Genomic DNA, 13,067 nt, shown 5'->3' on the forward strand with positions numbered 1-13,067 from the left:
GGCGGCTGGCCGGTGCTTTGAAGTTGGGTACACAGAAATAAGGTACAGACCGCTATTCTACAGCATTTACCGGCTGTCTAGAAATAAACTCATGGGCATCTCGGTGCCGTTGATATCAAGTACCTCATTCTGCACCCGGATCGTGCTGCGTGCCCGGCCATTGGCAATGTGCGCCCAGCCCTGCTGCTGGTAGACAACAAGCGCATCAGCCGCCGGACTTTGCAGCAGGGCAGTGGCATTGGCGTCTATCGACAGTGTCATCTGCAGTGCCCGCAGAACTGCTTGCCAGCCCTGCCAGGAAGCGTGGGCGGGCCAGCTGGCACGGGTTTCCAGCCAGTGATCACCGGCAAAGGCGGTGAACCCGGTGATGGCATCAAATTCCAGATATCCCTGCGTGTTGAGTCGAAGCAGACCGGAGCCGGAAAAATTGGCTTCATTCTGGTCAGGCGAGGGCAGCAGGCGAATGTCGGCGAGCGCGAACATGGAGTCGTACAGATGCCACATGATGGGGCCATGATTCAGGTGCAGAATGGCTGATTGTTGCACCGGTGACAGACCGTCAGCGGAAAAAATGCTGCTTGCCATGCTGAACTGAACGTCGCTGCTGAACCAGCCAGAGCGTACGCTTTCAATCTCGATATTGAGTGCCTGCGCGCGCTCCAGCGATTGCAGCAGAGGCGGGCGCAGCAGCAGGCCGATCAGTGGTGGCGTAACCACAGTGACCAGCAGCACGGGAATCAGAATCAGCAGCAGTGTCAGGCTGGCCAGTTTTTTCAAGGTGGACATAACTTGGGTAGTCAATCGCTTGTGTGAATGAGTCGGCGAGGTAACGGGTTGTCACTATAACAGATTGGCAATTTGACACGATAGGAGGAGTCCGCCCGGCGTTAATCCGTTTGCAATACATTGGCCTATTGGCTATCGTTTATCGGCTTTTCATAGAGGTTCCGAGTGTCTTTTTCTGCCTGTTGCTGGCCGGATGCACGGAGAAGTCATGATGGGTTGGAAAAATAAGCAACATGTAACCGTAATTTGGCATTTTACATAAGAAAAATTAAGTGAGGTTTTGCATGTCAAGATGGCTTGGAAGTATCAATAAAGCCCGTGTTATGACAGGCGTTCTATCCGGTGTCGCCTGCTTGCCCCTGTACGCACAACAGAGCGCCCAGAACACTGATCAGGCAGCTGCGCAGCAGCCCGATGTTGAAGAAGTTGTTGTTACCGGCTCCTACCTGCGCGGCAGTCCGCTGGATGCGCCGTCACCGGTACAGTCTGTTGACAGAGCGTCAATGGAAGCTCAGGGCGCTTCCCAGATATGGGATGTCATTAAAAATCTTGAAATTAACTCAGGGTCTATTTCCAACGAAGGTGCCGACGGCAGTAACGCCGCACTGGGTAACCTGTCCGGTACCGCCAATATCAATCTGCGCAACCTGGGTGAAAACTCAACGCTGACCCTGATTAATGGGAGGCGCCAGGTCGCCGCTGCCACGACCACGCCGTCCGGCGGCGAGTTTGTTGATATCAATACCATCCCACTGGTGATGGTGGATCGTGTTGAGATACTGACCGACGGTGGTTCGGCTCTGTATGGCTCTGATGCCGTGGCCGGCGCTGTCAATATCATTATGCGCACGGACTTTGAAGGGCTGGAGATATACGGCGACGTGCAGAACATCGAGAGCGCCGGCAGTCGATTTGATAAAACCGGCAGCGTCATCTGGGGCTGGGCCAATGACAGTGGCAGCACCAACCTGGTGCTGGCGGGTGAAATGTTTCGCCGCGATCCGGTGCCGATCACCGCTGCGCGCTTCTATGACGAGCGCTCCGAATTTACCGGCGTGGTGGGCGGTCTGGGCACGCTGATCAATCAGGCTGCGTTTGGCGCCCGGCTCAATGAGGCCTATATCAACCAGAGTGCGATTGATCAGGCTGTTGCGGAAGGTGGCACCAATGCGTTGCGTTACACCGACCCCCTGTGTTCGCAGTTGACCTCGGCAGATGGTTCACCGCTGTTTACCGGTACGCGCACCGCTCAGCGTGGCGAGCCCAATAGCAGTTGCCGGGAAGATGATGCCCAGTGGCGTCTGCTGACGGTGGGCATGGAGCGCGACAGCCTGTCTGCTGCGTTCAATCACAGTTTTAATGAAGCGGCTGAATTCTATTCATTCGGCCAATGGTCACAGAGTGACATTGAGCGTTCGGACTCGGGTTATGTGACTGCACGCGGCCCCAGCTTTTTCCTCGCTCAGCCCGGGGCGCACGCCGGCAATCCGGCCTGGGGTGGCTACGGCATTGGCCAGACCGCTGAGCTGGGCTATTTTGCCCCGGCCGTGGGTTTAAGTCGTCCGACCGCCTCTGACATCCCCAATGCACCGATCTCGCTGGCCAATGGTGGCCCCAATGTGCCCATGTCGGGCACGGTACAGACCGGCAATTTCCCGCGCAGCGGTGGCAACACCAACATGAACACCACGGAAACCATGGGCCTGCAGGCCGGTGTCAAAGGTGAGTTCTACGCGCTGAATGATCGTCGTTTTAACTATGACGTCGGTGTGTCCTGGAGTGGCACCAGTTTTGAGCTGGAATATCAGACCTTCCAGCGAGACCGCGCCGAACTGGCCGTCAACGGCCTGGGTGGCCCCAACTGTACCCCCAACGGCGTCAGTGACTTTGACTTCCGCAGTGCCCGTGGCGCGGTTTCACCGGCTCTGCCCACGTTCTGGGACTTCCTGGGTGATACCTTTACCCAGGAATACTTCCCCGGTTTTGTGCATACCACACGGGAAAGCCTGTCGCTGGCACTGACCAGCAACAACCACGGGCAGGGCGGCTGTGAGTTCTACAACCCCTTCCTGACCTCGGTGACCGATCCTGATCTGGGTAATTCCCAGGCCTTGCTGGACTGGATGACGCCGACCGTGCTGCGCGCCGACAAGCGCAACAAGCTGGCGGTGTTTGATGCCGTGGTGACCGGCGAGATGTTTGAAATGGCTGGCGGTATGTCCCAGTTTGCGCTGGGTGTGCAATACCGTCAACAGAACAACAAATCCAAGGCGCCCTACCTGAATGACCCGGGTATCCCGAGCGCGATCCTGGGCTGGAATGCCAGTGGTGACGTGGACGAAACGCATTACGTCAGCAACAACTACGAATGCTCTCAGTGTATCTTTAACTACGACCTTGATCGCAACGTGCGAGCGATTTTCTCTGAATTTTCGCTGCCATTGCTCAATAATGTGGAGACGCAGTTCGCTGTGCGCTACGAGGATTACGGCGGCTCAATCGGCGGCGAACTGACCCCCAAGGTTGCCGCCAGCTGGCGCCCGGTCGAGGAACTGCTGTTCCGCGGTTCGTTCTCGCAGTCGTTCCGCGCGCCCAATCTTGCGGTGATTGAAGAAGGACTGGAAGCGGGTCAGGTGACCTTCCGCGACCCGCTGCGCAATCAGGCCGTGCGTGCGGGGCTGGCGGCGGTGACCAATGCCAACGCCGAGCCCAATACCACCTACAGCGTTGGTGCTCCGGCACCGGATGTGGGCAATGAGTCGGCCAATACCTTCAGTGCCGGCTTTATCTGGACGCCGTTTGGTGTGCTGGACGGCCTGAGTGTGACCACGGATTTCTGGCGCTTTGAAGTCAAGGACCGGGTGATGCCGCAGCCGGCAATCTCGTCTATCGCCGGTGAGCTGGATGCATTTGCGTCAGCAGCTGCCAACACAGGCAATTATGTGCTGAACTCGTCGCTGGCCAATGATGCTGCCCAGCCCTATGTTGCCTGTGACCCTGGCGCCCTGGAAGCACAGTGGGGCACTGACCCGCAGGCATCACAGAACGAGGCAGGACAGGTCATTGAGGGGTCGCGTCTGGACTGTGTGGTGGATCCGCGTGAGTACGTGGTGCCCAACGTGGTCCGTACGCAGGGCAGCACGGAAGGCGCACTGGTGACTATTGTCAGTTCCACAATCAATGCCGGTGAGGTGATTTCCGACGGTTTTGACCTCAAGCTGGGTTATGACTGGGCGACTGATCTGGGTCGTTTCCGGGCCGGCCTGGACTTCACCTATGTCAATCAGTACACGCTGAAGGATGTGCCCGGGCTGGATCTGGGCCTGCTGGAAAGTGGCGTGTTTGATGCTGCCGGTACCACCGGTGATGGCATTCTGGTGCGTTCACTGCCGGACAAAAAGGGCAATCTGACCCTGAACTGGTCCAGCCTTGATCTGCGCCACAGCGTCACCGTGGTCAACCGCTTCATTGGGTCCTACGACGACCTGGCTTACCGCAACACCTTTGAGAACGGTAACGACTACGTGCGCTCAGTGGTGCGTGACAAGGTGGATAGCTACAACAGTATCGACCTGCAGTACAGCTATACCCATGAATGGGCTGACAGTCGGTTTGGCACCAGCATCTTTACCGTGGGTGCACTGGATGCCTTTAACGCAACACTGCCATTTCGTTATGCCGGTGCCCTGAACTACGATGCCACCGTCTTTGATGGCCGTGGTCGCCGCTTGTATGCCAGGGCCTTGTTACAGTTCTGACAACCTGAGGGCAGACCGGGTTGTCTGATGCCCGGACTGACAAAAAGCCCCGCTGGCTGATCTGCCAGCGGGGCTTTTTGTTTTTTAGCGACAACCCGGCACCTTTTTGCGGTGAAACGAATTTTTGTAGCCTCATATCGGCAAAAAGCAGAACCAATATCAACCTGGCAAATATGCGCCATTCCCTGAGTTTATGCTGTCTCCGCAGAGGAGGCAGGCATTGCCTTTCCGGTGCCCGATAAAATGTGTGAACTGGTTCAATTTCGATTGCATTGGCTGTTTCAATTGGATACAGTTTGTGGCGATTCCCTGTAGTTCCGGTCTACCTGTATGGATACCTGGCCGGAGTAGTATTGAGTTGCTTGAGTTGTAATAACACTAAAAAACGCATCTAAGCAGTGCATACGTTTCTAAAAATAATAATCACGGGGGAATATCCATGTCCAAATGGCTTGGTTTCCGAAATAAGACCCTGGTGCTGACCAGTGTAATGTCAGGTGCAGCCTGTCTGCCTGTTTTTGCCCAGGATGCTGAACAATCCGATATCGAAGAAGTTATTGTCACCGGTTCCTATCTGCGTGGCAGCCCATTGGATGCTCCATCTCCGGTGACCACCGTTGACAGAGCGTCAATAGAAGCACAAGGCGCGGCCCAGATCTGGGACGTGATCAAAAACCTCGAAATCAATTCCGGTTCTTTCACCAACGAAGGTGCAGGCGAAGGCGCTGCCCTGTCAGGTACGGCCAACGTCAACCTGCGTAACCTGGGTGAGAACTCCACGCTGACGCTGATCAACGGCAAGCGTCAGGTGTCTGCTGCTACTGTCACCCGTAGTGGCGGCGAATTTGTTGATATCAATACCATTCCACTGGTCATGGTTGAGCGCGTTGAAGTGCTCACTGACGGTGGCTCCGCCTTGTACGGCTCGGATGCGGTTGCGGGCGTGGTCAACGTCATCATGCGCACCCAGTTTGAAGGTCTGGAAGTTTACGGCGATATCCAGGCGCTGGAATCGGCGACCGATAAACAGGATAAAACCGGCAGCGTGATCTGGGGCTGGGCCAGCGACAGCGGTGATACCCACTTCGTCATTTCCGGTGAAATGTTCCGCCGTGACCCGGTGCCGGTTGAGGCTGGCAATTTCTATGATGAGAATGCCGAGTACACCGGTGTTGTCGGTGGCATGGCGGGCAACATCAGTGCCACCATGGCCAACCCGGCTTTTGGTTCACAAATCAACCAGGCCTACATCAATACTGCCATCACGCAGCGCAACATTGCTGAAGGCGGATCATCCAACACGGTCCTGACCGACCCATTGTGTGACGACCTGACCTCTGCTGACGGTCGGCCGTTCTTCACGGGGACTCGAACCGACCGCCGTGGCGCCAACAGCGGTGTCTGCCGCGAGTTCACTGAAGAGTGGAATTTCATGACCGTGGGTATGGAACGCGACAGCATCGCGGGTGCCTTTAACCATACCTTCAACGAAAAAGCCGAGTTCTACTCCTTCTTCCAGTATTCCGACACCACGATCGAACGAGCTGACTCGGGCGCTCATGGCTCTCGTGGTCCCACTGTGTTCCTGGCGGCGCCGGGTTCACATGCGGGTAACCCGCAATTTGGTGGATATGGCATCGGCATGACCGCCGAACTGGGTTATTACGCTGGCAAAGCCGGGCTGACGCGGCCGACCAGCATTCCCAATGCGCCGAATACGCTGGCTAATGGCGGTCTGAACGTGCCGTTCTACGCCAGTGTGCAGGATTCGAACACGCCAAGAATGGGTGGCAACTCCAATATCACCGAATCGGAAACCCTGGGTGTCCAGGCCGGTATCAAAGGTGAGTTCTACGCCCTCAATGATCGACGGTTTAACTACGACGTGGGATATTCCTGGAGCGGCACCAGCTTCGAGCAGGAATATCAGACTTTCCAGCGCGACCGTGCCGAACTGGCCGTTAATGGCCTGGGTGGCGCCAACTGTACCCCTAACGGTATCAGTGACTTCAACTTCCGTGACGAGCCGGGCCCCTTCGGCGGTGCGATTCCCACCATGTGGAACGTCAGCAACAATGCCTACTATAAAGGTTATACCCAGACATTCTTCCCGGGTTTTGTGTTCACCACCCGCGAAAGCCTTTCGCTGGCTTTGACCAGTAATAACCAGGGTCGCGACGGTTGTGAGTTCTACAACCCCTTCCTGACGCAGATGACCAATCCGGACCTGGCCAACAGTGATGCGCTGATGGACTGGATGGCACCCACTGTCAAACGTGCCGACAAGCGCAACAAGCTCGGTGTGATTGACGCGGTGATTTCCGGTGAATTGCTGGAACTGCAGGGTGGTATGGCCCAGTTTGCGCTGGGTGCGCAATATCGCATGCAGAACAACAAGTCCAATGCTCCGGCCATGAACCAACCAGGCCTGCCTAATGCCATTCTGGAATGGGGCACCAATGGTGAGCCCAACACCACGCACTATGTCAGCAACAACTTTGAGTGTTCAGAGTGTATTTTCAACTACAGTAATGACCGCAACGTCTCTGCTGTGTTTGGTGAATTGTCGCTGCCGCTGATCGAAAATGTGGAAACCCAGATAGCGCTGCGCTACGAGGATTACGGCGGCAATATCGGCAGCGAAGTGACGCCCAAGGTGGCATTGAGCTGGCGGCCGACAGAAACCCTGTTGCTGCGTGGTTCATTCTCGCAGTCATTCCGTGCGCCTAACGTCGGTATTGTGGAAGAGGGGCTGGAATCATCCAGCAACACCTTCCGCGATCCGCTGCGTAACCAGGCAGTGCGTGCCGGTCTGGCCGACGTGAACAACGCCAATGCGTTGCCGAACTTTACCTACACTTTGGGTGGTCCGGCACCGGATGTGGGTAATGAATATGCCGATACGTTTAGTGCCGGTTTTGTCTGGTCACCAACGGGTCGTCTGGAAGGATTCAACCTGACCGCTGATGCATGGCGCTTTGAATTGTCCGACAAGGTACTGCCGCAGCCAGGCATTTCGGCGATCGCGGACGAACTGGCCCTGTTCCAGGAAGCAGCCAAAGATCCGTCAAACTACGTGCTGAATGGCACCATTCCGTCCGGCAGGACCGGTGACTGGGCCAACTACGAACAGTTGACGCCTTGTGATCCGAATGCACTGGCGGCTCAGTTCGGCACTGATCCCAACACTCAGGGTACGCCGGGTGGTGAAACCGGTTTCCGTGACGTAGAGGCAGGTTCTCGCCTGGACTGCGTGGTGAATCCGGCCGCTTACCAGATAGAAGGCGTGGTGCGGACCTTTGGTGTGTCCACGGGCGCACTGACCACAACCCAGCTTAGTACCATCAACGCAGGCGAGATCATCGCCGATGGTATCGACGTGAAGGCCAGCTATGACTGGACCCACGACTGGGGCCGGTTCCGTCTGAGCCTGGACTATACCCACGTTAACCAGTACACACTCAAAAATGTACCGGGCCTGGAGTTGGGTCTGTTGGAAACGGGTGTGTTTGACGCTGCCGGTACAACCGGTGACGGTAACCTGGTGCGTTCATTGCCGGATAACAAAGGCAATATCAACCTGGGCTGGATGGGCAACAGCGGTCATGGCGCGTCCATTATCGCCCGCTTCATCGGTTCATACAGTGACCTGGCGTATGAAAATACCTTTGCCACTGCCAATGACGAAGTGCGTGCTTTGATGAGCCGTAAGATCGACAGCTATCACACCATCGATCTTCAGTACAACTACACGCATCAGTGGGCCAATGCTGCAATGGGCACCACCATCTTCACGGTGGGTGTGCTGGATGCGTTCAACGCGGACCTGTCTTACCGCGAATCAGGCAGCATCAACTACGATGCGGGTGTGTTTGACGGCCGTGGTCGTCGCCTGTACGCCCGAGCGCTGCTGCAGTTCTGATACTGCGCAGTTGTCTGAAAAAAAGCCCGCCTCTGGCGGGCTTTTTTTTGCCCGCCACACGCTAAATTGTGAGCCTGTTCAATTTTGATTGCATTGCCTGTTTCAATTAGATACAGTTTTTCCAGATTCCCTGATGTACCGGTAAATTAAGGATAGCCCACCGGTGAAGTAGCGAGTTGCTTTAGCTAACGACGAGTAAAGCAGTACGTTCCTAAAATAATAATCACAGGGGGAATACCCATGTCTAAATGGCCTGGTTTCCGAAGAAAAGCTCTGGTGCTCACCGGGGTCATGTCAAGTGCAGCCTGCCTGCCCGGTCTGGTTACCGCGCAGGACAACGAAGAAGCAGATATAGAAGAAGTCATTGTCACCGGTTCCTACCTGCGTGGCAGCCCGCTGGATGCGCCATCACCGGTGCAGGTGGTGGACAGAGCGTCCATCGAAGCGCAAGGCGCCGCCCAGATCTGGGATGTCATCAAAAATCTGGAGGTCAACTCCGGCTCCATCAGCAACGAAGGCTCTGATGGTGGTCTGGCCGAAATGGGCGCGGTGTCCGGCATGGCCAACGTCAACCTCAGGAACCTGGGTGAGAATTCCACGCTGACCTTGATCAACGGCAAGCGCATGGCGCCGGCTGCGACGTCAACACCGACAGGCGGGGAGTTCGTTGATATCAACTCCATTCCGCTGGTCATGGTGGAGCGCCTGGAGGTGCTGACTGATGGTGGTTCGGCGCTGTATGGTTCAGATGCGGTGGCCGGTGTGGTCAACGTCATCATGCGTACTCAGTTCGAGGGCCTTGAACTGTACGGTGATATCCAGGCCATTGAAAAGGACATGGGGAACCAGGACAGGACGCTCAGCGCGATCTGGGGCTGGTCCAATGACACGGGCTCCACGCATTTTGTGATATCGGGCGAAATGTTCCGCAGAGATCCGGTGCCTATCACCGCAGCCCGTTATTTTGACGAACGATCCGAATTTAATGGCACGGTGGGCGGCTTTGGCGTGCCGCTGGCGAATGCGGCCTTTGGCTCCAGAGTCAATCCCGCCTATCTTAACGAAGAGCTTATTGCTCAGGCTGTCGCTGAGGGCGGTAACGCGAATCCCCGCTATACCGACCCGTTGTGTTTTGAACTGACATCAGCTGATGGCACGCCTTATTTTGTTGGTACGCGCACCGCCGATCGTGGCGAGCCCAGCGCCAGTTGCCGGGAAAATACCTTTGAATGGTCGCTACTTAATGTTGGTATGGAACGCGACAGCGTTGCCGGTGCTTTCGAGCATGCATTCAGTGATGAGGTGGAGTTCTACTCCTTTGCCCAGTATTCAAACAGCGATATTGAACGCGCTGATGCGGGAACCTATAGCGCCCGTGGTCCAACCATGTTCCTGGCACAGCCCGGCGCGCATGCCGGTAATCCAGCCTGGGGCGGCTACTCAATAGGCCAGCCTATGGAGCTGGGTTACTTTGCTCCTGCCATCGGACTGGCACGACCTACCGCTGCAGATATCCTGAATGTGCCGACGGATATCAGAAATGGTGGTATCAACGTGCCGAGTTATGGCAACCCGAATATCGGCAGTTCACCACGGATGGGTGGTGGCAACCAGATCAGTCGCACTGAGGCGGTAAGTGTGCAGGCCGGCCTGAAAGGTGAATTTATTGCCATGAATAACCGTCGTTTCAACTATGACGTCAGTTATTCCTGGAGCGGCACCAGTTTTGAGCTGGAATACAAAACCTTTCAGCGCGATCGCGCACACCTGGCTGCCAATGGCTTGGGCGGCCCCAACTGTACGCCGAACGGTGTGCCGGATTTCGATTTCCTCAGTGCCCGCGGCCATATATCACCTGCCATTCCGACCGGCTGGGATTTTGTCGGCGCCAGCATGACGCAGTTGTTTTTCCCGGGCTTTGTATTCAACACCTTTGAATCCTTGTCCTACGCACTGACCAGTAACAACCACGGCAAGGACGGTTGTGAATTCTATAATCCCTTCCTGACTCGACAGGCTGACCCCAGCATGGCCAATTCACCGGAACTGATAGACTGGATGTTGCCCACCATTCGCCGCTCGGACAAGCGCAACAAGCTGGGTGTGTTTGATGCGGTACTGGCCGGGGAAATGTTCGAAATGGCCGGTGGTATTGCCCAGTTTGCAGTCGGCGCCCAATACAGGGAACAGAATGCCAAGTCCATCGCGCCGGAAATGAACCAGCCGGGCCTGAATGCGATCGCCGGTTTCCGCGCTGACGGTACGCCTGAATACCGCTACGTATCCAATAACTTCGAGTGCTCGGAGTGTATCTTCAACTATGATCATGATCGCAGCACGCGTGCGGCCTTTATGGAGCTGTCATTGCCTTTCATGAGTCAGATCGAGTCGCAGATTGCGTTGCGTTATGAAGACTACGGTGGCCAGATTGGTGGTGAGCTGACTCCCAAGGTCGCACTAAGTTGGCGTCCGACGGACGCCTGGCTGGTGCGCGGATCGTTCTCCCAGTCCTTCCGTGCGCCGAATATCGGTGTGCAACTGGAAGGGCTGGAAGCCAGCTCAACTACCTTCCGCGATCCGATCAGCGCACAGGCGGTGCGGGCTGGCATGGTGCCGCCAACCAATGACAATGCTGAACCTGAAACCACCTATACTGTTGGTTCGCCGGCGCCGAATATTGGCAATGAGTACGCCAATACCTACAGCGCCGGGTTTATCTGGACGCCCCAGGGTCGTTTACAGGGGCTCAGCATCAATGCTGACTTCTGGCGCTTCGAGGTTGAAGACCGGGTAATGCCTCAACCGGGTATTTCAGCGATCGGGCCCGAGATTGCTGCATTCGAAATCGCAGCAGCGAATCCTGATAACTATGTCTTCAACGGCACCATTTCCAGTAGCCCCAGTGCTGCCTATGATGGTCTGGATCCTTATCAGTCCTGTGATCCTGCAGCGCTGTCAGCGCAATGGGGCGATGACCCAGAGGCATCAAAAACCGAGTCCGGGCAGGTAATTCCCTTATCACGACTTGACTGCGTGGTGGATCCGCGAACGTATCTTACCGAAGGTATTGTGCGGGCAGCCGGGAGTACGGATGCCAACCTGATTACCATCAGCTCGGCTGCAATCAATGCCGGTGAGGTCACAGCAGACGGGGTCGATCTGAAGGCTTCTTACGCCTGGGAAACCGACCTTGGCCGCTTCCGCGTCGCGTCCGACTTCACGTTCGTTAATCAGTACAAGCTGAGCAACGTGCCCGGTCTGGAACTGGGTCTGCGCGAGACCGGCCTGTTTGATGCTGCTGGCACCACCGGTGATGGTTTGCTGGTGCGCTCGTTGCCAGACAAAAAAGGTAATGTGACCTTAAGCTGGACTACGCCCAGCATGAAGCACACGTTTACCGTGATCAACCGGTTTGTTGGTTCCTATGACAACCTGGCGTATCAAGACACCTTTGACAATGGTAATGACTATGTAAGGTCGATCGTCAATCGCGAAATTGACAGCTACCACAGTGTTGATCTGCAGTACAACTACGTGCACGAATGGGCCAACCCGAATCTGGGTACAACGCTGCTGACGGTGGGTGCGCATGATGCGTTCAACGCCGAACTCCCGTTCCACTACAGCGGAGCGCTTAACTACGACGCCTACCAGTTTGATGGCCGTGGGCGACGTCTGTATGCGCGGGTTTTAATGCAGTTCTAGCCAGTTGATGCAGTTCTAGCCAGCTGATGCAGCACAAAAAAGAGGGGGACAGGTCGCCAACAACCTGTCCCCCTCTTTTTTAATCGATCTGTTCTTCTGGCTAGAACAATTCGTCAGGTACCTCGGGCAGGTGCTCAAAACCCGGACGGGCAAAGTAGTAACCCTGGAACAGATCCACGCCTTCATTGGCCAGCCAGCGGTATTCCTCTTCGCGTTCCACGCCCTCGGCGAGAATATCGATATTGAGTTTCCGGCAGGTCAGGATAACGCCCTGGATGATGGCCTGTCGCGCCGGTTTCTGATCGACATAATCGATCAGTGCACGGTCGATTTTGATGTAGTCGGGTTGGAATTCTGCCAATAAATTCAGACCGGAAAAACCGGCACCAAAGTCGTCGATGACGGTCGTGAAACCCAGCTTCTTGTAGGTTTCGATAATACTGACCAGGTGCGTCTTCTCACGAACTTCTTCGCTCTCGGTGACTTCAAAGTGAATCATCTCCACTGGGAAGCCGTATTCCTTTGCCGCTGCCAGCGTGGTGCGAATACACAGCTCCGGGCGATACACCGCATTAGGGGTGAAGTTGATATTGAGGGCCACTTTCAGATTCAGCCGGGTCGCCAGCTCAATGGCCCTGACGCGACAGGTCTGGTCAAAATTATACAGGTTATTGTCATTGATCTGGTTTCGCACATAGGCAAAACCCTGACCTTCGGGGCCACGGGCGAGTGCCTCGTATGACACGATCGCGCGGGTGCTGGCGCGAACAATGGGCTGAAAGGCGAAACTCAGGTCGAATTTATGCTCGTCGTTGTCTCGACACGCGCCGCAGCCCAGCTCGGGAGCGTCAGCGTTGTGTAGTTTTATGGTCTGCAATGCAACCTCACGATATCCA

Annotated in this window: 5 protein-coding genes; 3 read left to right on the forward strand and 2 right to left on the reverse strand. The window is 55.9% G+C overall.

Annotation, left to right across the window (positions count from 1 at the left end):
• Positions 1–66: 66 nt before the first annotated feature.
• Complete coding sequence (locus WD071_RS10085) at positions 67–786, reverse strand: hypothetical protein (protein WP_368048247.1); 720 nt, start codon at positions 784–786, stop codon at positions 67–69.
• Positions 787–1,109: 323 nt separating this feature from the next.
• Between WD071_RS10085 and WD071_RS10090 the strand changes: the two genes are divergently transcribed.
• The 3 genes from WD071_RS10090 to WD071_RS10100 all read left to right on the forward strand — a co-directional run bounded on the left by WD071_RS10090 (position 1,110) and on the right by WD071_RS10100 (position 12,171).
• Entirely contained in the window at positions 1,110–4,544 is a 3,435-nt protein-coding gene (locus WD071_RS10090; RefSeq protein WP_368048248.1) for a TonB-dependent receptor, read from the forward strand.
• Positions 4,545–4,983: 439 nt separating this feature from the next.
• Positions 4,984–8,466 (forward strand): TonB-dependent receptor, encoded by a 3,483-nt coding sequence (locus WD071_RS10095; RefSeq protein ID WP_368048249.1) that lies wholly within the window; start codon positions 4,984–4,986, stop codon positions 8,464–8,466.
• A gap of 240 nt (positions 8,467–8,706) precedes the next feature.
• A complete protein-coding gene (locus WD071_RS10100; RefSeq protein WP_368048250.1) occupies positions 8,707–12,171 on the forward strand; it encodes a TonB-dependent receptor in 3,465 nt (1,154 codons plus the stop codon).
• A gap of 100 nt (positions 12,172–12,271) precedes the next feature.
• Here WD071_RS10100 and WD071_RS10105 read toward each other — a convergent pair whose 3' ends face one another.
• Positions 12,272–13,048, reverse strand: coding sequence for an EAL domain-containing protein (locus WD071_RS10105; RefSeq protein ID WP_368048251.1), 777 nt, complete (start codon positions 13,046–13,048; stop codon positions 12,272–12,274).
• Between the last annotated feature and the right edge of the window lie 19 nt (positions 13,049–13,067).

Source organism: Pseudohongiella sp. (assembly GCF_040877505.1).
GTDB lineage: Bacteria > Pseudomonadota > Gammaproteobacteria > Pseudomonadales > Pseudohongiellaceae > Pseudohongiella.